The following is a 20476-nucleotide window of genomic DNA, read 5'->3' on the forward strand; positions in this document are numbered from 1 at the left end:
GGATGGGTCCCGCCGGAGGATTGAGTTATCACTGCAGTTCGCCATATCCCAGCTGTTTGTAGACCGCTTTCGCTTCCTGCGGACCTTTCACCGGAACAACCGGAATAAAGGTCTGCACCGGCAGCTTCTGTTTGTCGAAGTAGCGGGCGACGTTATCAGCCGAGGTCTGGCCAATCAGGTGCGGCTGCTGGGCGACGTTGGCGACGAACGGGCTGCCCGGCTCGGCCATGATTTCCAGCGTTTCAGGACCGGCATCAATGGCGGTGACCTTGACGTCTTTATCGCGCCCAGTCTCTTCCAGTGCCTGGACAATGCCGATGGCCGGCTGATCCCAGCAGGCAACGTGGATGGCGTCGAGTTTACCTTTCGGGTACTGGCTCAGCAGTTCGAGGGTTTTCTTACGTGCATCTTCCGGCGAGTTGGCAAATTGTTCCGCCAGCTCCGGTTGAATAATATGAATATCCGGGTAATCCTTAAGGACATATTTCCACTGATCGTAACGAATGCCGCAAATACGCAGAGAGCTGGAGAACGCGTTAAATACAGCAACGTTACCTTTGCCGCCTAACTCATCAGCCATATAACGACCAATGGTTGACCCCAGAGTGTAGTTATCGGAAGTGGTGTTATTGACGGAGTATTTTGATACATGGTCAACGGTAAATACCGGAATGCCCGCATCGCGCAGCGCTTTGAATTTAGGTTCAACGGCGCTATCGCCCAGGATGCTAATTACCGCATCGACTTTACGTGACAGTAAAATATCATGGTTGTTAGCATGAACCTGGTTATCACGACCGCCGTCGACGCCGATCACTTTGCCACCCAGTTTCTCGACTTCTTCGGTAGCGCCTTTATAGGCTTCACGATCCCAGAAGTGCTGAGTGCCGACAACGGCGACGCCGATGGTTTTTCCCTGAAGTGATAAGGCTTCTGCCGCCAGGGCGTTTACGGAGGCGAGCGAGAGCAGACCCAGCGCGATGGGCAATAATTTCATTTTCTGCGACATTCTTATTATGGTCCTGTGATGGAGGAGGCAGCGGAGCAGTAGCATGACAATAATCACCACTCAACCTCAAATACAAAAAATATATAAGCTATATCAACAATGGTATATCGAAGAATTGTCTGAGGAAAACTTAAATTTGTCACCTGTAACCTGAAAATATTTCATGATGCGGGTTAATCCATTTTTATTTTGTGGATTTAAATTGCTTGCATGCCTTATTAATTCAAATAAAAATTACGTTTTAATTATAATTATTCTGTCGCTGTAATATATCGCACTCAGGAATAATGTAGAGTTGTTCTGCGTGAATAATCCTTCCGGTGTAGCAGATTATAGGGTGATACATCGATTATCCCCCTTTATTATGGCGACCGTTATCGGGCGAAAAAGAACACAGGCACTATGAGAAAACAACACAACCTGACCGTGATGCATTGGGGAACCTGGCAGGTCCAGACCCGTGACGGCAACATTGACGCAGTGACGCCGGTGCCGTGGGATAAAAACCCCTCACGTATCGGTCAGTCGCTCCCCGACGCGGTCACCAGCAAGACGCGAATTCGCCGTCCGGCGGTGCGTGCCGGCTATTTGCAACATGGCCCGGCTTCGCGCGAGGGGCGCGGCAAAGAGCCGTTTGTTGAAGTGAGCTGGGAGGTGGCGCTCGACCTGCTGGCCCGCGAGCTGAATTCGGTCAAAACGCGCTGCGGCAATGAGGCGATTTTCGGCGGCTCCTACGGTTGGGCCAGCGCCGGGCGTTTTCACCATGCCCAAAGCCAGCTGCACCGGTTTCTCAAGTCCTTCGGCGGCTATACCGCCAGCACCAATACGTACAGCAGCGCCGCGGGTGAGCGCATTCTTCCGCATGTCCTTGGGCCGCTAAGCCCGCTGCATCGTCAGCATACCCATTTCTCCGAACTGGCGCGGGAGTGCCAGCTGTTTGTGGCGATTGGCGGACTGCCGCTGCGTAATTCGCAGGTCAACGGTGGCGGCGCCAACGACCATATGCTGAAGTACTGGCTGGAGAAGATGCAGGAGCAGGGGACGCGTTTTGTGAATATCAGTCCGGTGCGTAACGATCTGAGTGCCGTCGAGAGCGCCGAGTGGCTTGCCGTGCGTCCGGGGACGGATACTGCGCTGTTGCTGGCGCTCTGCTACGTTCTGATTAACGAATCCCTGTACGACAGCGACTTTGTCGCCAGCCACACGGTGGGTTTTGCACCGTATCGTGCCTACCTGATGGGAGATAGCGACGGCGTGGCAAAAACGCCGGCGTGGGCGGCGGCAATTACCGGGATTGACGCGCAGCAGATTACCGCGCTGGCGCGTGAAATGGCCAGCCAGCGCACCATGGTGAATATTTCGTGGTCGATACAGCGCGCGCGCCAGGGCGAGCAGGCTTACTGGGCGACGGTGGCGCTTACCGCGTTGCTGGGGCAAATCGGTACGCCGGGCGGCGGTCTGGGGTTTGGCTATGCCTGTACCAATCTGGCAGGAGCGGCGCGTAAGGCCTTTTCCGGGCCGCGGCTGCCTGCCGGTAAAAACGCGGTGAACAGTGTGATCCCGGTGGCGAGGCTTTCCGATATGCTGCTGCATCCGGGCGAAGCCTATCAGTTTGACGGCCAGCATCTGCGCTATCCCGATATTCGCCTGGTCTACTGGGCGGGCGGTAACGCATTTCATCACCATCAGGATATCAACCGCCTGTGTGAAGCCTGGCGGCGACCGGAAACGGTGGTGGTGCACGAACAGTACTGGACCGCACAGGCCAAATTTTCCGATATCGTTCTGCCGGTTACCACCTCGCTTGAGCGGGAAGATATCGGCAGCGGCGGCCACGACGGGTTTATGATTGCCATGAGCGCGCAAATCCCGCCGGTGGGCGAAGCGCGCGATGATTATGCGATTTTTTGCGACCTGGCCGAACGGCTGGGCTGCGGCGAGTGCTTTAGCGAAGGTCGTGATGCCGGGCAGTGGCTGCGACAGATCTACGAAGAGTCGCGACCGCGGGCGCGGGAAGAGGGGATTGAGCTGCCATCGTTTGAGGCGTTCTGGCAGCAAGGGGTACTGGAGTACAGCGCGCCGGAGCAACCCCAGGTCTTTCTGGCGGATTTCCGTGCCGATCCGCAGCGCTATCCGCTCTCCACGCCGTCCGGCAAGATTGAGTTGTTCTCCGAAACGATTGCCGGATTTGGCTATCGTGAATGTCCCGGCCACCCATGGTGGGATGAACAGGAGGCGGCCTGGCAACGGCAGGAAGCGGCGCGTTGGCCGCTGCATCTGCTCTCCAGCCAGCCGCGCACCCGCCTGCATAGCCAGTACGATCACGGCAGCGTCAGCCGGGCAACCAAAATTCAGGGCCGCGAGCCGCTGTGGATGCATCCACAGGATGCGCAGGCGAGGGAGATCGGCGAAGGCAGCGTGGTGAAAGTGTATAACGCGCGCGGCGCGATTCTGGCTGGCGTACACCTGAGCGAACAGATTTTGCCGGGCGTGGTGCAAATGTCGACCGGTGCCTGGTATGACCCTCAGGACCCGAATGAAAAGGGGTCGCTGGATAAGCATGGCAATCCTAACGTATTAACCGAGGATCGCGGCAGTTCGCGGCTGGGTCAGGGCTGTAGCGCGCAAAGCTGCTGGGTGGAGATTGAGCTGTGGCGCGAGGCGCTGCCGCCGGTGACCGCCTTCGACCCGCCGACATTTGTCAGTGTATAGAGGGGAAGAGACGCCTGAGTGCTTTGGTGAGGGGATTGTCCGGTGCGGGCCAGCATGTCGCACTGGAAAATCCTGGGGTGGGTCGGTGTTAACCGCCACCCGGTTGGTGGCGATTTGCGGATGAATACGACACCGCTGAGCAAAGACTGCTTCAGATGGCAGGAGGTGATGTTATCCTCTAGGAGCCTATCCCATTAGGCTATTTTATTTGCCATTTTGGCCCTGGGCAGTGCTCACCATCCTCACGTACTGCGTGTACGCTCCGGTGGTTCCGCGCTGTCCGTGGCCAAACTGGCCGCATCAATCTACGCCTACTGGGATAGGCTCTAATTGTCCTTCTTTGATTTATCGTTTCACTCTCGACTAAATATCTATTTGACATTGGCAACAACAATAATATTTCCAGAAAAAGGCCCTGCTGTCGGATTTGAGGCTGATAATGTCGACGCAATAGTGACATTCTTGAAGTCATCAACATGAATAACCGGAGATAAACTACCATCAATGGTGATTGTCGAGGTTATACCATTACCAAGTTCTACCGGATGATTCAGAAGCCTGAATTCCACTGCCGCTGGCTTTGTGCATTTGAGGGCAACGGTCGTCGTTTTAATGTTCCCGTTGACTTCCACATCGACCAATGTTCCATGGTCTATGGTGCTTGAGCCTATTATGTCGAGATCGCATTTAGCCGGGTCAGGTATTTGTGGGATATTACTGCAAGATAACGGATCTGGCATAACGTCGGTTTCGATATACGTAGTCAGTGTTGCCACTCGGGATACCACGGTGCACGATTTCATCAATGTATAATAAGAGGCTGGTGTATAATGCACCCATATTCCTGTGCCATTTACACCAGCAGTTTTGCCATATTCTTGTGCCAGCGTAACCCACGTATCCTCTGGTTTTATCCGTATCATAGTTCGACCACCGCCATACATTGTATCCCAGTAGTCCCGATAAGAGGTTTCTTGAGCATCACCGTATTCGCGGCCCTGTATCGCAGGTCCATAATATCGATACCCGTCGTCGTAGGGATGTAAACTCGTTGGGTAAGCAGCACCAGATTCTATTGTGGCCCAGGTCACAGACAGGTTCGACAGAACAGAGTGTTTGTCGACCATAAAGGCATCAGCCACAATAACCCGGGGTGCGGAATGGAGCGGCTTTATAAAAGTTAACATCGCTACCAGGAACACAGGAACTATGATCTTATTATTCATAATTGATATTAAATTAATTAAATGGTTATCATGTGGAGGATTTCTTAAAATCACACGCCAATGAATATGCTGAAATTAATTGGTGCCTGCGTTTCATGTTTTTTTTGACTTTTATCACGATGCACCAGAGACTAATAATCTATCCGCAATTCTTTTCTTTTAAAAGAAGTTCCTAATCAAAATATACAGTTCAAAAACAAAGACCAATGGCAAAACTTATATTTATACCTTGCAGCATTAACTATTGTAAAAGTGCCAGGGGGAGGTGTTAAGTTTTGTTGATTTAAAGGCGCGTTTTGTGACAACCCCACCTGACTGGATCATTAAAGTTTAGCGTTCTTCTGACATGCTGATTATGCCCGCCAGCACGCCTTCAATCACGCTGATAATGCTCCTGACCCTCTGGGGGATAAAACGGGCGTCGGGATAGACCGCGTAGAGGAAGCGATCGGGTAGCCGGTAGGCGGGGAGAACCGGAACCAGCCTGCCGGCCTGCAACGCCCTGGCGGCGAGGGGCCGCTGCATGCCGCCGATGCCGATACCAGCCTCAATCGCCTGCAACAGCGCATCGCTGGTGTTGGCCCGAAACACGGTATTCACGCTCACCTCGAGGGTTTCATCGCCCGACACTAACCGCAGCGGTGCCTCCTGCGCGATGCCGCTGAAGCGCACGTGTGGATGTATCGCCAGTTCGCTGACCGAATGAACCGGTTTACAACCAGGGGCGGCATATAGCGGGGTTTCGATACGCGCCAATGCCCGCGCTGCATGCGTTTGCGGAGGTTCATGGCTGAGCCGTAGCGCAACATCGACGCCTTCGGTGACCAGATCGGCAATGCGGTCGTCCAGCGAAAGCGTCAGGTGTAAACCCGGGTGCATCTGCTGCAACGTCAGCAGGTGCGGCAACCAGATCTGACCCAGGCCGCTGGGGAGCTGCAGGTGAACCGTGCCTTGCCATTGTGGGTCGGCAGGGTTCAGGCGCCTTTCTGCTTCCCGCATGGCGTCCAGCAGCAGGGTCATATCGCGGCGATAGCTTTCCCCTTGCGCCGTCAGCGCCATCGCCCGCGTGGTCCGGTGCAGCAGGACCACGCCCAGTTCCTCCTCAAGCGCGGCGATTTGCTGACTGACGGCAGACTGCTTGATACCGCTCTGGCGGGCAGCGGCAGAAAACGAGCCCGCTTCGGCAACGCGTAAGAAGGTGGCAATGGCGTTGAGCTTATTATTCATTTAATGATTCTGCTTATAAGTGCCATCAGTTTCATGGGATATCTGTAGAAAAAATAATAGATCACACTGTGTCTGTCACCCTTTCTGGAGAGTCACCATGAATAAGATGCTGCCACAAAACGTTGCGCTGGTTGCCGGTGCCAGCGGTATTGTCGGACGACAGTTAGTCAACATGCTGCTGCGCCATCAGTGGCAGGTTATCGGCCTGAGCCGCCAGGGGGCCTCTCATCCCGATAATATTCCGTTGGTTAACGTCGATTTGCTGGATGCACAGCACAGCGCGCAGATGCTGCAACCGCTGAATAACGTCAGCCATATTTTTTACAGTGCCTGGGTGAACGCCGCCAACTGGACCGAGATGGTGGAACCGAACGTCACCATGCTGCGCAATCTGGTCAGCAATATAGAGAAAACCTCGCCGCTGCAGACGGTAAGCTTAATGCAGGGCTACAAAGTCTATGGCGCCCATCTGGGGCCGTTCAAAACGCCGGCGCGTGAAAGCGATCCCGGGGTCCCCGGTGCGGAATTTAACGCCGCCCAGCTCAGCTGGCTCAGCGAGTTTCAGCGGGGAAAACCGTGGCACTGGAATGCCATCAGGCCGGGTGTGGTGGGCAGCGCGGTGCCGGGCAATACCATGAATCTCGCGCTGAGCATCGCCCTGTACGCCTCGCTGTGTAAAGCGCAGGGGTTACCGCTGCGTTTTCCCGGCCCGGAAGACAGCTGGCACAGCATGGTTGATTATACGGATGGCGGGTTGCTGGCCGAGGCGACGCTGTGGGCGGCTACCGCGCAGAACGCTGAGAATCAGGCCTTCAACGTCAATAACGGCGATCTGTGGCGCTGGAGCGAGCTGTGGCCGCTCATTGCCCGCTGGTTTGAGCTGGAGAGTGCGCCGCCGGTCAGGCTGTCCTTTCAGCAGTTGTTTCACGACTACCGGGCAGAATGGCGCGATCTTGCCGGGGAAAGGGGGCTGGTGGAAGCGGAGATCCTGCGGCTGAGCGACGGGACGTTTGCTGATTTTGTCTTTGGCTGGCATTACGACATGTTTGGCGACGGCAGCAAACTGCGTCGGGCGGGCTTCACCCGGATGCAGGCCACCGATGAGATGTTCTTTGCGCTGTTTACGCAGATGAGGGCCGCGCGGGTTATTCCTTGAGAGCGCGTGCCGGCGTGATCCGGGGTTTACTCCCCGATGAGCTCATCATAAAGCGCACGCAGGCGAGTGCGCAGATAGAGCACGGCTTTGTGTTTACGCGACAGCAGCGCCTGAACGCTAACGCCGGTTTCCTCCGCCAGTGCTTTAAAGCTGTAGCCGTCCAGTTCGGTTTTCTCGAATACCTCTCGTTGGGCTGCGGGCAGTTCCGACAGCGCCTTATTCAGTTCTGCCCAAATCATTTCGCTCAGCCAGGCCTCTTCCGGCGACTGTGGGACCCCAAACAGGGTCTCCGCCAGTTCGTCCTCGGGAAACGACGCCTCGTCTTCGCCATCGGTAAACCAGGCCGACAGCGGGAGTTCACGCTTTTTCCGCGATCGGTCGGTCATCTCATTGCGCGCGGCGCGGAATAGCCAGGCGGCGACGTTCTCCACCGGCTGTTCCACTTTCATCAGTTGATACGTGACTTCCTGCAGAATATCGTCCGCATCATCGCGTACCGCCGTCCGGCCGCGTATAAACGCCGATAGCTTAGCTCTGCAGGCGGCAAGGGCCGAGAGCAGCGGAGTGTCTTTCGCTTTTTCAGCGCTCATGCCGCTTACTCGGTTCCTGCGGGTTTCTGCGCGTTTGTCTCTTCCGGCTGCGGCTGAGCGGTGGGTTTAGCGTCCTGAGACTCAGGCTGGCCGTCCCGTGCGCACTGTCCGTCGCGATGACGCGCGAAGCCGTGCCAGCGGTGCTCATGATGACAACCAGCGGCGCGACGATGCTGCATAAACTGCTCGCGCTGTTCCGGGGTCATCTGCATCCAGCGTTCATGCATCCGCCGACGGGCGCCAAACATTCCCGGGCGCATGCCCAGCCCGCCAAATAAGATCCGGCACAGCACCAGCAGACCCAGCCCCTGCCAGAAACCAATACTTTTGACGCCAATCAGTGCAGGAAGCACCGCGTTCCACAGGGACATCACCAGTAACCCCAGTGCCACCACCAGCACCACGCCAATCACTATCGGCTTCGCAATATGGCGACCGCCAAACCCGCGACCGTGCCCCCAACCCTGTCTACGCATATCAAAATCTCTCATGGCTTTCACTCCTCAGTGAATCACTAAAAAATAGCTTCTGCTGAGGTAGACGAATGAGGTGCGGAAATATTGTCGGGAAAATAATTTTTTTTAACGATGCTGCCTGGGAGAGCAGCCCATCACGCGTTTAAAGGCTTTACCAAAAGCGCTTTCAGACTCGTAGCCCAGCGCGTTGGCAATCTGCGTGACCGAATCTTTGGTATTTTTCAGGCGATCGCAGGCCAGCAACATTCGCCAGTGGGTAAGGTATTCCATCGGTGCGCTGCCGACTTTATCTTTGAAGTGCCTGGCAAAGGTTGAGCGCGACATGCCGACTTTTTCGGCAAGCATTTGCAGCGTCCAGGGGTGGCTCGGGTCGTTGTGCATACAGCTGATGGCGGTGCTCAATGGCTTGTCCGCCAGCACAAAAAGCCAGCCCACTTTGCGACTGTTTTCATCGTACAGATGCAAACGCAGCGCCTGTATCAACATGGTGTACGCCATCTGCTGGACGATCAGCGCACTACCAGGCTGCGGGTTAAGCACTTCTGCTGCCATCTGCTCAAGCGACCAGCGCATCGCTGCCTTATCGGCCTCTTTCTGAATATGCACAATCGGCGGCAGCGCCCCTAACAGCATACTGGCATGATGTCCGCCGAGAACAAAATGGCCGCCAACGACAAAGCAGCCGTCCTGCCCACCGCAATCGGCCGGATTGCCCAGCCGCTTTTCAGCAAGAATAGTGGCAAAGTCTACAGGCTCAACCGACAGGCTGGTGGCAAGGGTAAACGAAGGACCGGGAGGCAAAAGGTAGCAATCGCCGGCGGTGAGCAACACGTTGTCAGCGACGCCCTCGACGGACAACCAGCACTGACCGGACACCACGGTATAACACTTGATGCCCTCATGGTAAGGCCAGGCAATGGCCATGTTTTGGGTTAGCGCAAGCCCGCCTGAAGCGTAACTCTGAGGCTTGAGCAACGATAAGAGTTCTGAGAGCGGGTCCATACTACCTCGAGACGATCGGACGATTAATAGCGACTTTCAAGCATAGATCGTATTAACGCCGGGCCCTATAGTCGTTGTCAATGGGCGCGAAGCCTTATCTGACCTGAGGTGTTTACCTATGCGTATTTTTCTTACCGGCGCGACCGGATTTATTGGCGCAAACGTTGCCCGCGCGCTTATGGCGGCAGGGCATCAGGTGCTCGGTTTAACACGAAGCGCTGAAGGGGCTAAACAGCTGACGGCCATCGGCGCCGAGGCGCATTTTGGCAACATAGACGATCTGGCTAGCCTGCAGCGTGGAGCCAGTCTGGCAGATGGCGTGATTCATACCGCCTTTAATCATGATTTTTCTACCTTTGTCGCCAACTGCGAAAATGACCAGCGGGCGATCGAGGCCATGGGCGCAGCGCTGGCAGGCACGCAGAAACCGTTGGTTATTACCTCCGGCGTGGCGATGGGGTCGACCGGCCAGCATGCCGTGGCGACAGAAGCGTGCTTTAATCCAGAAAATCCTAACCCGCGCCGGGCGTCAGAGTTAGCCGGGCTTGCCGTTGCACAACGTGGTGTCAGCGTCTCGGTGGTACGTCTGCCGCAGGTTCATGACACAAAGAAACAAGGCTTAATCACGCCACTGATCGAACTGGCCCGCCAGAAAGGGGTTTCCGGGTATGTGGAAGACGGGCAAAACCGGTGGTCGGCGGTATCCGTCAGCGATGTGGCGCAGGTCTATGTACGTGCGCTGGAGAAAAATATTCCTGACGCGCGTTATCACGCGGTGGCAGAAGAAGGGATCCCGATGCGCACCATTGCGGAAGTGATTGGTTATATTCTTAATGTGCCCGTTAAGCGTATCGCCGCTCAGGACGCCAGTGCGCATTTTGGCTGGATGAGCATGCTGATTGAACATGATATGTCTGCTGCCAGTACTCTGACCAGAGAACGCCTGGGATGGCAACCTGTGGGCCCAGGGTTGGTTGAAGACCTTTTAAAGATCCGTTCGGTAAGCGAGAACTAGACACTAAAATCGCAACCCCGTGCTTCATTGTTGGCAATGGGTTGCCAGCAGATTGTCCGCCTGGCGTAGGCCCGATTCATATCCTGATACATCATTGCCTGTCCACAGGTCACACTACGGCCCCTCTGCGGGGTATTTTACGTCCCGGCATGGCATAATAAACCCATACTGTACGGTGTAGTTATGTTTACGCATCGCTTTAAAACCAGCTAAGGGTTCAACATGAAGGTACTGACGCAAGCGCGCCGCCAGGGGATCGTGGCCGCCGCCGCGGAGGTGTTTACGGAGATTGGTTACGAACGCGCTTCCATGGATGAAGTGGCCAGACGTGCCGGTGGCTCCAAGGCCACGCTCTATAAATACTTCCCCTCAAAAGAGGCGTTGTTTGAAACGGTCGTGCGCAACTGCAGCGCCCGTTTTCTTACCGAAGCGGCAAACGGGCTGACTCAACCGGAAAACCAGCACTTATCTCTGGAACAGAAGCTCATCCGCTTTGGCGAAGATATGCTGCGGGTGGTGACGTGCGATAACCAGGCCCTGCAAATCTATCGTGTCGTGATGGGCGAAGCCGCGCATTCCGATATCGGACAACTGTTTCTGGAATCCGGTATCCGCCAAAGCATGGAGGCGCTGGCTCAGGAAATGAAAGCGGCAATGGAACGAGGTGAACTGGCGCCATCGGACCCGATGCTGCGCGCTGTCCAGTTTACTTCACTGATTAAAGCGGAAAGCGAGATCCTGTTTTTCATGCGCCAGATGCCGGATTTCACGCAAGAAAAAGTCAGTGATATGGTCATGAATGGCGTGCGGCTGTTTCTTGATGGCGCCGTTAAAACGCCGGAGTAACCGGCATATGTTGACCGGGTTCACGGCCCCGAACCCGGTCGACGCTCGCTAACTACGGCGACAGGCGGCGCTGCCGGTTGCCATCCATTGGGCTGCGGTCTCTGCGGTCTGAGTTGCCAGGCGCTCAACCACACCTTGCCATGCGGCAAACATTTGTGCTGGATCGCCGGAGACGCTTTGCGAAAGATGGCTTCGGCATACCAGCCGACGATTTTCACTCCCTTGCGATGTCGACAGGCTCCAGTCAGCATCCAGACTGACGGCATTGCCGGGCCAGCTGTCAAAACGACGAATCTGCAACAGCACCCGCACCACCGGTTTGCTGTTATCGCGTGCGATCCCTGCCACATCCTCGGTGTTGAGCTGCTGCGTCATGGCGAGGGACAGCGCCGTCTGTAGCTCATCGCCCAACGGACTTAACCAGCGATCGTTGTCCAGCACTACCACGCGACTGTCGCTCTGGCGGACCACTACCTGTTGGCTATCCAACTGGGCCGGAACGCCGACGGGCAGCACCGCAATCGCAAACCCTGACGGGGCGGCAACGCGGGAAACGGGGGCAGGGCTGACCAGGGTGTGGTAACGCACCTGGGGAGATGAACAGCCAGCCAGCGCGCAGATGATGCCGATCACCAGATATAAAACCGTTCTCATGGCTGCTCTCCTGCTTTGAGTGAATGGCGAGTGTCCAGCGGCGCGTCTGGCGCGCGGCCTTGCAATATCGACTCTGGATGACGGTCCAGCTGGTTTGTCAGGCTGCGCACCGCCCGTAGCGTGCGCGTAGTTTCCTGCAAGGACTGCAGCAGGTTAATCATCAAGGGCGAATCTTCCGCCAGCAGGTTCTGCACGCCTTGCGTCGTGCGCTGTGTTTGTTGCATCAGGCGGTTGGCGGCAGGAAGAGACTGGTTGTTCACCATGCGCAATGTTTTATTCAGTTCTACCAGCGTGTTGTTCATGTTATTTCCGATTTGGTCCAGCGGCATTTTGTTGATCTTCCTGGCGATATCCGTGAGCTGATCCTGCAGGATGGTCAGCCCGCCATTGACGGTAGGCAGTTCAACCGGACGCTTTGTCGCGTCAAACTTCACTTTCGGTGCATCTGGTATGAAATCGAGTGAGATATAAAGTTGCCCCGTCAGCAGACTGCTGGAGGTGGCCTGCGCCCGCAGCCCATGCGCGATCATCTCGCGGGTGAAAATGACAGTATTGAGGTCAGTGTCGCCCGTTGGTTCGGGGAGCTTCTCGAGCACATGGCCCATCCGCGAGGGATAGACCTCAATATCCACGATGGTCGGAAAGCGGTATCCCTCGGGGTTATAGTCGAGTTCAACGGAGGTAACGCGTCCGATCCGCACGCTGGAAAACTCAACCGGCGCCCCCACGTTCAGGCCATGTAAGGTGTGCTCAAAACGCAGCTGAAAACGCACTGGCGGCCCGTCCGCAGGTGCCATTGCGGTTTGCTCATCCGCAGCCAGTTTGTAACGGGTTTGCTTGTGGAGCACGCCCTGGGTGGGGTTATCCGGACTGGAGAAGGCGATGCCCCCGGCCATGATGGCGGCAACGGTCTGGGTTTTAAGCTGAAAACCGTCGCTGCCAACCGACAGATCCACGCCGCTGGCATTCCAGAAGCGCGAATCCGCGGTGACCAGGCGGTCATAGGGAGCATCAATAAAGACGTTGAGATCGATCCCTTTACCGTCTTTACGCAGCTGGTAGGAGGTTATCCGCCCGACCGGAATGCGGCGATAGTAGACCGGCGCGTTAATATCCAGCGAGCCAAGGTCGTCCGCTTCCAGCATAAACTGGCTGCCCGCCATGTCGTTGACGATAGCCGGAGGCGTTTCCATGCCGGTGAACCGGTATCTGCTCTCTGCGGATTTCCCTCTGTCCGCGCCGATATAAGCCCCGGACAACAGGGTATCAATGCCGCTAACACCGCTGATTCCGACCCGTGGCCTCACCACCCAGAATCGGGTGTCGGCGCGCGCCAGATTCAGCGCGTTTCGTGCGAGAGTGACCCGCACCAGCACCTGGCTGTTATCGGGGCTGAGGGTTATCTCCTTAACTATCCCGACGGTGACATCTTTATATTTCACCGCAGTTTTACCGGCTTCGAGACCGGCAGCGCTACGAAAGGCAATCACAACATCAGGCCCGATGGTTAAGCGCGCCTGGATAACCATCGATATCGCGACAACAAACGCGACAACGGGGAGCAACCAGATCAGGGCATTGCGCCAGCGCCCGTAATAAAAAAGAGGAGTACCCGAAACAGGACGCTTCATTGCTTGTCTTCCCATAGCGTTTTTGGTTCAAAACTCAGCGCACACAGCATGGTCAGGACGACCACCAGGGCGAAAAACAGGATCCCGACACGAGGTTCGGCTTCACTCAGCGGACGAAACCGCAGCAGGCAACACACCACGGCAACGACAACCACATCCAGCATTGACCAACAGCCAATCCACTCGGTCAGCCGGTAAAGCCAGGTCCGTTCGCGTCTGGCCCAGCCACTCCGGCGGGACGCTGAGATCAACAAGACACCCAATGACAAAAATTTCAGACACGGCACCATCACGCTGGCAATAAAGATGATCGCCGCGATACCCCATGATCCGCTGTGCCAGAAGGCGATAATTCCGGAAAGGATGGTGCTTTCGCTGCCATGGCCGAGCAGCGTGGTGTACATCACCGGCAAAATATTGGCGGGCAGGTACAGGATCACCGAGGTTAACAGCAGCGCCCAGCTCAGATGTCGGCGTGCTGGCCGGTGGTTGGGCAACGTCGTCTGACAGCGAGGACATTTTTTGTCCTCGTCGGGGGCCATGTCGTCAGCACACACCAGCCCACAGAGCGTGCAGCGACACAGTTGCATCTGGCGGGCAAAAGGGGGCTTAATGGTCATGGTTTTGCTCCTCGAACGACAGCAGATCCCACAGTGGATGCAGATCGTGGCTGTTGATGAAGACCACCAGCACACAGGAGAGGGCCAGTGCCCAACCGCCCGGCCCTACGGAGACATCCAGCAGTGATGACAGCTTGATCCCGGCAATCAGAAACCCCAGCATGCCAACTTCCACCATGCTCCAGGGATGCAGCCATTTGAGCACCCGCATGGTGCCGACAAACGCCGGTGCCGGGCGGGAGAAATGCGCAAAGCTCAGCAGCCATGCCATCAGCATTACCTGTAAGAAGGGCGCGACCAGCAGAAGAAAAAGGGTGCCGACTGCCATCACGAGATGGCTGTCACCGACAGTCAGCGCCCAGGCCACATTCCACAGCGTGGCATCGTTCACCATCCCGTGAAACCCGACGGAGATCACCGGGAAAAGGGCGGCGATCGCCAAAGACACGGCCGCCGTTATCATCAGCGGCAGCAGATGGCCAGGCACACGCCGGCGACCACGCCATAACACGGCGTGACAACGCTGGCAGAGCGCAATTTCGCCCGATACGCAGGGCAATGTCTGGTAGACGCTATCGCAATGCGGGCAGATAGTCAGATGCAGGAATGTCTTCATAGCAGCGGGTCGCCAGGAGAGGATTCATAGGGAAAATGGCAGCCGGTTTCACCTGAGCGTTTCCGGCTGCATGCACGGTCTGGGAGGCTACTGGAGCAATTCCGCCAACTCTTCCGCCCCTTTTTCAATCCCCACTTCAGCAGCGCTCAGCGAGCCGATACTGGCAGAGACGTTCATGGCATTCGGATACTGCCGGGCGACGTACGCTTTCAACAGATCGTGGCTGTTCGCGTCATAAATTTCGACGGCATAATCCACCGAACCGCTCATTAGCCCCTGGCCTCCGCGTATCGATTGCACGATGTTATAAGGCCCGCCCGCCAGATCGAATTTAGTAAAGGTGCCCACCACCTGCGGCGTGGTGTCGGCGCCCGTCAAAGTCAACTTTAGCCGCAGGGTGTTGGCAGCAGGGGTGGAGACCTCTTTAAAGCGAGGGCTTAATGCTTTGCGGAACTGCTCCTGCATGTGGGTGGCGAGCAACTGGCGATCGGCCTGCGCCATATCATCAAACTGTCCATCGTGGCCCTGATAAATTTTTACCGGGTCAATAATAATGCTGTCGTACTTGCGCCAGTCGACGAGAGGCGAATAACGATAGGGCATGCGATCGGCATTATCATCGGTGTTTGCGGTTAACTTCGACGCCGAATCGATGCCGCTGTAACGCACGGGCTCCTTACCAGCGCACCCCACCAACAGCAGGGGGACAGCGACAGCCGCCAGCCCACCGATTTGCCTTAACGTCTTCATGTGCAGATCCTTTCGTTGTGGTTAAGGGCCGCGTGAACCGACAAGCCCGCAATAGACACCATCATGTTCACTCTTATGTGAACTGTACGGTTTAGTTTTGATCGCATGCATAAGCGTGTCAACTTAATTGTTTGCTGAAACTATTCCGTCTGGAATGAAGGTAGAGAGTGAGTAATGGTCTGTAGTGAAGGGCGGGGCGAACTATCGCACAGGCGCTAGTCACCTGTCGTGACTGCACATAGTGAATATTGATTGGCAAGGATTATTAAGAAGCAGCCGCCCCTGAATTTTTTTATTAAGAGGCGGCGCAGGCGTCATCCGGCATGTTTATTGATTGACGGTGATAATGTTGTGCTCTGGGCCATAGGGGAACTGGGTGATGTTATCTGCCGCTGTTTCGGTGACAACCAGGATATCGTGTTCACGATAACCGCCGTGTCCCGGCATGCTCTCTGGCAACATGATCATCGGTTCCATCGAGACAACCATCCCCGGTGCCAAAATGGTTTCAATATCCTCGCGTAATTCTAAACCGGCTTCGCGGCCATAATAGTGGCTCAGTACGCCGAAGGAGTGGCCATAGCCAAAAGTCCGATACTGCAGCAGGTCATGCTCGCGATAAATCTCATTGAGCGAGGCGGCGATATCGCAACAACGGGCGCCTGGGCGGATAAGTTCCTGACCACGGCGGTGTACTTCGCAGTTGATCTCCCAGTGACGCAATTGCTCATCGCTGGGCTGACCGAGGAACAGCGTACGCTCCAGCGCGGTATAGTAGCCGGCAATCATTGGAAAACAGTTCAGCGATAAAATATCTCCTTGCTTCAGGCGACGGGTAGTCACCGGATGGTGGGCGCCGTCGGTATTCAGGCCAGACTGAAACCACGTCCAGGTATCGCGTAATTCAATATGTGGCAGGCGTTTCGCTATTTCCCGGGTCATCGCCGAGGTGGCCGCCAGGGCAACTTCATACTCCGGAACGTCCTCGGCAATCGCTGCGACGCATGCTGCGCCGCCGAGGTCGGCGACCTGAGCACCAATTTTAATCAGTGCAATCTCTTCTGCGGACTTAATCATCCGCATCCGCATCGTCGCCGGGGCAATATCCATAAACTCTGCCTGGGATAAGTAATGGCAAAATTTAGCGCGCTGTTCGATTGTCACATGATCGCCTTCAAGGGCAATCCTCCGGCTATCTTCAGGAACCACTTTACGCACTGCCCGGTAATAATTATCACGTTGCCAGTCTGTGTAAACGATATTTGCACCGTAGCTACGGCGCCATCCCTGACCTCCGTCAATATTGGTGGTAATTAAAAATGACTGGCTCGGCGTCACCACCAGGGCATACTGGCGGCCAAAACTACAATATAAAAAGTCGCCGTAGTAATTAATATTATGAATCGAGGTTAAAATAACTGCATCAATACTGTCTGCTTCCATGATGGCGCGTAATCCCGATAGTCGGCGCTGCATTTCATGGGTGCTGAAGGTTCCCTTAACTTTTTGTCCATTAGCTAATTCAATAATATCTGGCATGCTCATAATAAACTCCGTCGTTGATAATGGCGTGTTGCCATCATCTGGAAAACGATATCTTGCGACAAACGGAGATTATTAATTTGCCGTCATTAGCCGGCCTTATGCAGCGTATATTCACCGAGAATTTGCGTTCGCTCTGCAATATGATGTGCGGTTTCTTCTGTCAGCCAGTTAATCAACGCCTGAACGCGTGGCCGTTTCTCATTATTACGCGGGCAGGTTAACCACACCTGCCCGTCTTCGACGATATCGGTAAAAGGGCGAATCAGTGCGCCATTGCTCACTTCCGTCGCACACAAAGAGTGACGGCTTAAGGCGATTCCTTGGCCGGCGCAGGCGGCCTGGAGCACGAGGTCGGCGCGGGAAAAGCCGGTTCCTGCCTCGACATTCAGGTCATACAGCCCGAGACGGGCAAAATAGGAGCGCCAATGGGTGCTATAGGCATTTTGCGGCATGGAATCATGCAGTAAGCGCAAACCACAGAGTTCGCTGTAACTGTGCAGATGCCGGGTTTTCAACAAATCCGGGCTGATCACGGGATAGATCACATCGTTGAACAGATGCCGTTGAATTAGATTTTTATCATCAACCCAAAAAGGGGTAATGGCGATATCGACCGCGTCAGATTTAAAATTGGCGGGCGTCATATCGGCATCAATTTCCAGGCTGATAGGGTATTGCTCATAAAACTGATGCAATCGGGGAAGCAGCCATTTGGTGGCAAAGGACGGCATAACCCGAATCTTTATGGTGCCCTCAAGGGTTTCTTCACCGGTTTGGTGCAGCGTAGTTTCGAGGATGGCAAAGGCCTGGCGCACCCCGATAAACAGCTGTTCACCCTGCGGAGTTAAGCGTAGCCCTGAGGGCGTGCGGTGAAAGACCAGGTAGCCAAGCTGTTGCTCAAGCGATTGAATTTTCTGGCTTACTGCACTCTGAGTAAGAAAAAGATCCTGTGCGGCACGGGTAAAACTGAGATTACGCGCTGCGGCATCAAAGTAGCGCAAACCGTCGAGGGACGGCAAACCTGGTTTACGTTGCATCATCGGTTTCCCTGTTGCTAAATAACCTGCAATAAGCACTATTCATGCCAAAAGCATCATTAGCCGTGCTAATAGTTATCAGTTAGAAACCACCGTTTGTCGCCGCTAAACGAATGAATAAATATTATCAGCGTCATTCAAACTCGCGGAGAAACTCTGATGAAAAATAAACTGTGGCTGTTACTTTCAATGTCTGTCTTACAACTTTCGCCATTATTGATATCTACGGCCCAGGCTGATTTACTGGATGATATTAAGCAAAAAAAGAAATAGTGATTGCCACCGAAGCACGCTATGCCCCTTTTGAAATGCTTGAAGATGGCAAAATAGTCGGTCTGGGAAAAGATATTCTCACGGAAGTGATGAAAGGCTTACCCGGGGTGAAAGTGGTTCAGCTGGATATTCCATTTCAGGGGATTTTACCCGGTCTGGAAAGCAAGCGATTCGATTTTGTGGCAACTTCTTTAACCATCACCCGCGATCGTGAAGCAAAATTCGCCTTTACCGCTCCCTTTTCTGACGCCAGCGTGGCCATTCTGAAACGCAAAGGGGATAGCCGCATTAATAGCGCCAAAGATCTCCAGGGCATGATTGTCGCCAGCCAGGCCGGGGCGCCGCAAATTGCGGTGCTAAAAGAATATGAAACATCGGTACTTAAACCCACCACCGGTCACGGCGTTAAAGAAATAAAAGCCTTTATTGATTATAACGAAGCCTACGCGGCATTAGCGGCGCACCGTGTTGATGCGGTTGTACAATCGTTGCCGAACCTCGCGCCGTTGGTGAAGACCCGTGGTGATACGTTTGAAATTGTACGTCCGCCGTTTGGCCCGGCGACCTGGTATGCATGGGCTGGAAGAAAGGATGCGGATAGCGCCTCACTGGTCAAATTTATCAGCGACGGCATTGTGCAGTTGAATAAATCGGGAAAACTGGCGCAGCTACAAACGAAGTGGCTGGGTTTTTCTATGGCCGTTCCTGAGCAAGTGCCGACCCCGGCAAATTAATTTGATGGATACTGGAGGGCAATATGTTTGATATTTCAGTGGTGTTTCCCTATTTCCCTCAGCTATTAATCGGCGTGCTCAGTACTCTGGCGGTATCGCTGAGCGCGATTGTCATAGGATTGATTCTCGGTTGGTTAATTTGTCTGGGGTTAAACTCTCCGCGACGTCTCGTGCGCTGTTTTTGCAAAACCTATGTCAGTTTTTATCGTGGCACACCGCTATTGGTTCAGTTGATATTAATATTTTATGCTTTGCCCGCCGTAGGGATCACCCTTTCACCATGGCTGGCAGCGGTTGTGGCTCTCTCATTAAATACCGCTGCCTTTCAAGGAGAGATTCTTCGGGCCGGCTTTAAAATGTTGCCCAAAGGCCAACTGGAGGCGGCACGAGATTTTGGTTTTTCAGCGGCGCAAACGCTGTTTTATATTCAGATGCCGCAGGTGTTGCGCACCATGATGCCGGCTTTGATTAATGAAACCATCGATATTATCAAAAATTCGGCATTGGTCTCGGTGGTGGCGGTCCATGAGTTGATGAGAGTGACTCAAACGCTGGCCTCAACCACCTATCGGCCGCTGGAGTTTTATACGGCATGCGGGCTCCTTTATTTTCTGACCTCGTGGGGGCTGAGTATTGTTGGCGCCAGGTTAGAGAAAAAACGCTCATCTTCGGCTCAAAGGGTATTAGCACAATGAATGTTGAAATACTTTTTACCTATAAAGATGCCATTGCCGCCGGTATTTTAATGACCCTAAAAATGAGTCTCGGCGGCATCCTGCTGGGGCTGGCGATCGGGCTGTGTTTTTTTCTTCTCGAAAGACAAAAACCGGCGTTATTCAATGTGATATATCATGCATGGATTAATATTTTCCGCGGCACGCCGTTACTGGTTCAGCTCTTTTTAGTCTTTTATGGTGGCCCCTATATTGGTATTAATCTCGAGGCGCAACAGGTCGGGGTACTGTGCCTGGGATGTTATGGTTCCGCTTATTTTGCGGAAATATTCCGTGCGGGCCGTAATGCTGTCTCTGGCGGGCAAGTGGAAGCGGCAGCAGACCTGGGTTTAAGTCCGTGGCAGATATTTTATTTTATTATCTGGCCGCAAATGCTCGCGAGAATTATTCAGCCATTGATTGGTCAGAGCGTTATTCTGGTAAAAGAGTCGTCGGTGCTATCCATTATTACGGTCGGTGAACTTACCAATACCGCCATGACCATTGCCAACCAGACCTATGCGATGGTTGAAATCTACGCCTTAATGGCCATTGTCTATTGGGGGATCGCGGTCGGTATCTCCCGTTTGGGTAATAAAATAGAGCGCCATTATTCTTATTCTCAATTAAGCCGAGGTTAATAC

General features: G+C 54.5%; 20 protein-coding genes. 7 read left to right on the forward strand and 13 right to left on the reverse strand.

The features are described 5' to 3' along the window. Positions 1-28: 28 nt before the first annotated feature. Entirely contained in the window at positions 29-1009 is a 981-nt protein-coding gene (locus ACMYSO_RS22590) for a sugar ABC transporter substrate-binding protein (protein ID WP_123753673.1), read from the reverse strand. Between the two features lie 402 nt (positions 1010-1411). On the opposite strand from ACMYSO_RS22590, the gene ACMYSO_RS22595 reads away from it, so the two are divergent. Then, positions 1412-3721, forward strand: a complete 2310-nt coding sequence (locus ACMYSO_RS22595) for a molybdopterin-dependent oxidoreductase (RefSeq protein ID WP_434668059.1) — start codon at positions 1412-1414, stop codon at positions 3719-3721. 371 nt (positions 3722-4092) lie between these two features. Here the strand turns inward: ACMYSO_RS22595 and ACMYSO_RS22600 are convergent, their stop codons facing one another. Beyond that, on the reverse strand, positions 4093-4908 hold the full coding sequence (locus ACMYSO_RS22600) for a hypothetical protein (protein ID WP_434668062.1): 816 nt from the start codon (positions 4906-4908) through the stop codon (positions 4093-4095). A 369-nt stretch (positions 4909-5277) separates the two neighbouring features. Next, positions 5278-6174, reverse strand: a complete 897-nt coding sequence (locus ACMYSO_RS22605; RefSeq protein WP_434668065.1) for a LysR family transcriptional regulator — start codon at positions 6172-6174, stop codon at positions 5278-5280. A 97-nt stretch (positions 6175-6271) separates the two neighbouring features. Between ACMYSO_RS22605 and ACMYSO_RS22610 the strand changes: the two genes are divergently transcribed. After that, positions 6272-7330, forward strand: a complete 1059-nt coding sequence (locus ACMYSO_RS22610; protein ID WP_434668068.1) for an SDR family oxidoreductase — start codon at positions 6272-6274, stop codon at positions 7328-7330. 26 nt (positions 7331-7356) lie between these two features. On the opposite strand, the gene ACMYSO_RS22615 is transcribed toward ACMYSO_RS22610, so the two are convergent. The 3 genes from ACMYSO_RS22615 to ACMYSO_RS22625 all read right to left on the reverse strand — a co-directional run bounded on the left by ACMYSO_RS22615 (position 7357) and on the right by ACMYSO_RS22625 (position 9398). Continuing rightward, a complete protein-coding gene (locus tag ACMYSO_RS22615) occupies positions 7357-7920 on the reverse strand; it encodes an RNA polymerase sigma factor (RefSeq protein WP_434668071.1) in 564 nt (187 codons plus the stop codon). A 5-nt stretch (positions 7921-7925) separates the two neighbouring features. Further along, positions 7926-8411, reverse strand: coding sequence for a hypothetical protein (locus ACMYSO_RS22620; RefSeq protein ID WP_434668074.1), 486 nt, complete (start codon positions 8409-8411; stop codon positions 7926-7928). Positions 8412-8501: 90 nt separating this feature from the next. After that, positions 8502-9398, reverse strand: a complete 897-nt coding sequence (locus tag ACMYSO_RS22625; protein ID WP_434668076.1) for an AraC family transcriptional regulator — start codon at positions 9396-9398, stop codon at positions 8502-8504. Positions 9399-9516: 118 nt separating this feature from the next. On the opposite strand from ACMYSO_RS22625, the gene ACMYSO_RS22630 reads away from it, so the two are divergent. Beyond that, complete coding sequence (locus ACMYSO_RS22630; protein ID WP_434668079.1) at positions 9517-10413, forward strand: SDR family oxidoreductase; 897 nt, start codon at positions 9517-9519, stop codon at positions 10411-10413. Between the two features lie 222 nt (positions 10414-10635). Further along, positions 10636-11259, forward strand: coding sequence for a TetR/AcrR family transcriptional regulator (locus ACMYSO_RS22635; RefSeq protein WP_434668082.1), 624 nt, complete (start codon positions 10636-10638; stop codon positions 11257-11259). A gap of 48 nt (positions 11260-11307) precedes the next feature. Here the strand turns inward: ACMYSO_RS22635 and ACMYSO_RS22640 are convergent, their stop codons facing one another. The 7 genes from ACMYSO_RS22640 to ACMYSO_RS22670 all read right to left on the reverse strand — a co-directional run bounded on the left by ACMYSO_RS22640 (position 11308) and on the right by ACMYSO_RS22670 (position 18115). Further along, entirely contained in the window at positions 11308-11913 is a 606-nt protein-coding gene (locus tag ACMYSO_RS22640; protein ID WP_434668085.1) for a PqiC family protein, read from the reverse strand. After that, a complete protein-coding gene (locus ACMYSO_RS22645) occupies positions 11910-13544 on the reverse strand; it encodes an intermembrane transport protein PqiB (protein WP_434668088.1) in 1635 nt (544 codons plus the stop codon). The genes ACMYSO_RS22640 and ACMYSO_RS22645 overlap by 4 nt, the downstream gene beginning before the upstream one ends. Further along, positions 13541-14164 carry a paraquat-inducible protein A gene (locus tag ACMYSO_RS22650; protein WP_434668091.1) on the reverse strand — a complete coding sequence of 208 codons (624 nt, stop codon included), beginning with the start codon at positions 14162-14164 and terminating at the stop codon, positions 13541-13543. The genes ACMYSO_RS22645 and ACMYSO_RS22650 overlap by 4 nt, the downstream gene beginning before the upstream one ends. After that, on the reverse strand, positions 14154-14780 hold the full coding sequence (locus tag ACMYSO_RS22655; RefSeq protein WP_434668094.1) for a paraquat-inducible protein A: 627 nt from the start codon (positions 14778-14780) through the stop codon (positions 14154-14156). The genes ACMYSO_RS22650 and ACMYSO_RS22655 overlap by 11 nt, the downstream gene beginning before the upstream one ends. An 87-nt stretch (positions 14781-14867) precedes the next feature. Then, positions 14868-15530, reverse strand: coding sequence for a DUF3313 domain-containing protein (locus tag ACMYSO_RS22660; RefSeq protein WP_434668097.1), 663 nt, complete (start codon positions 15528-15530; stop codon positions 14868-14870). Between the two features lie 327 nt (positions 15531-15857). Further along, complete coding sequence (locus ACMYSO_RS22665) at positions 15858-17075, reverse strand: M24 family metallopeptidase (RefSeq protein WP_434668099.1); 1218 nt, start codon at positions 17073-17075, stop codon at positions 15858-15860. Between the two features lie 86 nt (positions 17076-17161). Then, the gene (locus tag ACMYSO_RS22670) at positions 17162-18115 is read right to left on the reverse strand and encodes a LysR substrate-binding domain-containing protein (protein WP_434668102.1); all 954 of its coding nucleotides are present in this window, start codon (positions 18113-18115) and stop codon (positions 17162-17164) included. Positions 18116-18384: 269 nt separating this feature from the next. Between ACMYSO_RS22670 and ACMYSO_RS22675 the strand changes: the two genes are divergently transcribed. Genes ACMYSO_RS22675 through ACMYSO_RS22685 form a run of 3 tightly spaced genes read left to right on the forward strand, consistent with a single transcriptional unit; the run spans position 18385 to position 20473 of the window. Continuing rightward, the gene (locus tag ACMYSO_RS22675; protein WP_434668105.1) at positions 18385-19119 is read left to right on the forward strand and encodes a transporter substrate-binding domain-containing protein; all 735 of its coding nucleotides are present in this window, start codon (positions 18385-18387) and stop codon (positions 19117-19119) included. Positions 19120-19142: 23 nt separating this feature from the next. Next, positions 19143-19814 carry an amino acid ABC transporter permease gene (locus tag ACMYSO_RS22680; RefSeq protein WP_174508555.1) on the forward strand — a complete coding sequence of 224 codons (672 nt, stop codon included), beginning with the start codon at positions 19143-19145 and terminating at the stop codon, positions 19812-19814. Continuing rightward, positions 19811-20473 carry an amino acid ABC transporter permease gene (locus ACMYSO_RS22685; RefSeq protein ID WP_434668108.1) on the forward strand — a complete coding sequence of 221 codons (663 nt, stop codon included), beginning with the start codon at positions 19811-19813 and terminating at the stop codon, positions 20471-20473. Before ACMYSO_RS22680 ends, ACMYSO_RS22685 begins: the two co-directional genes overlap by 4 nt. The last annotated feature ends 3 nt before the right edge of the window (positions 20474-20476 follow it).

The organism is Klebsiella sp. B345, from assembly GCF_051131735.1.
Classification (GTDB): domain Bacteria; phylum Pseudomonadota; class Gammaproteobacteria; order Enterobacterales; family Enterobacteriaceae; genus Klebsiella.

Bases quoted from the DNA above. Each gene is read 5' to 3' on its own strand.
- ACMYSO_RS22590 (WP_123753673.1), bottom strand. From the start codon at position 1,009: ATGTCGCAGAAAATGAAATTATTGCCCATCGCGCTGGGTCTGCTCTCG.
- ACMYSO_RS22595 (WP_434668059.1), top strand. From the start codon at position 1,412: ATGAGAAAACAACACAACCTGACCGTGATGCATTGGGGAACCTGGCAG.
- ACMYSO_RS22600 (WP_434668062.1), bottom strand. From the start codon at position 4,908: ATGTTAACTTTTATAAAGCCGCTCCATTCCGCACCCCGGGTTATTGTG.
- ACMYSO_RS22605 (WP_434668065.1), bottom strand. From the start codon at position 6,174: ATGAATAATAAGCTCAACGCCATTGCCACCTTCTTACGCGTTGCCGAA.
- ACMYSO_RS22610 (WP_434668068.1), top strand. From the start codon at position 6,272: ATGAATAAGATGCTGCCACAAAACGTTGCGCTGGTTGCCGGTGCCAGC.
- ACMYSO_RS22615 (WP_434668071.1), bottom strand. From the start codon at position 7,920: ATGAGCGCTGAAAAAGCGAAAGACACTCCGCTGCTCTCGGCCCTTGCC.
- ACMYSO_RS22620 (WP_434668074.1), bottom strand. From the start codon at position 8,411: ATGAGAGATTTTGATATGCGTAGACAGGGTTGGGGGCACGGTCGCGGG.
- ACMYSO_RS22625 (WP_434668076.1), bottom strand. From the start codon at position 9,398: ATGGACCCGCTCTCAGAACTCTTATCGTTGCTCAAGCCTCAGAGTTAC.
- ACMYSO_RS22630 (WP_434668079.1), top strand. From the start codon at position 9,517: ATGCGTATTTTTCTTACCGGCGCGACCGGATTTATTGGCGCAAACGTT.
- ACMYSO_RS22635 (WP_434668082.1), top strand. From the start codon at position 10,636: ATGAAGGTACTGACGCAAGCGCGCCGCCAGGGGATCGTGGCCGCCGCC.
- ACMYSO_RS22640 (WP_434668085.1), bottom strand. From the start codon at position 11,913: ATGAGAACGGTTTTATATCTGGTGATCGGCATCATCTGCGCGCTGGCT.
- ACMYSO_RS22645 (WP_434668088.1), bottom strand. From the start codon at position 13,544: ATGAAGCGTCCTGTTTCGGGTACTCCTCTTTTTTATTACGGGCGCTGG.
- ACMYSO_RS22650 (WP_434668091.1), bottom strand. From the start codon at position 14,164: ATGACCATTAAGCCCCCTTTTGCCCGCCAGATGCAACTGTGTCGCTGC.
- ACMYSO_RS22655 (WP_434668094.1), bottom strand. From the start codon at position 14,780: ATGAAGACATTCCTGCATCTGACTATCTGCCCGCATTGCGATAGCGTC.
- ACMYSO_RS22660 (WP_434668097.1), bottom strand. From the start codon at position 15,530: ATGAAGACGTTAAGGCAAATCGGTGGGCTGGCGGCTGTCGCTGTCCCC.
- ACMYSO_RS22665 (WP_434668099.1), bottom strand. From the start codon at position 17,075: ATGAGCATGCCAGATATTATTGAATTAGCTAATGGACAAAAAGTTAAG.
- ACMYSO_RS22670 (WP_434668102.1), bottom strand. From the start codon at position 18,115: ATGATGCAACGTAAACCAGGTTTGCCGTCCCTCGACGGTTTGCGCTAC.
- ACMYSO_RS22680 (WP_174508555.1), top strand. From the start codon at position 19,143: ATGTTTGATATTTCAGTGGTGTTTCCCTATTTCCCTCAGCTATTAATC.
- ACMYSO_RS22685 (WP_434668108.1), top strand. From the start codon at position 19,811: ATGAATGTTGAAATACTTTTTACCTATAAAGATGCCATTGCCGCCGGT.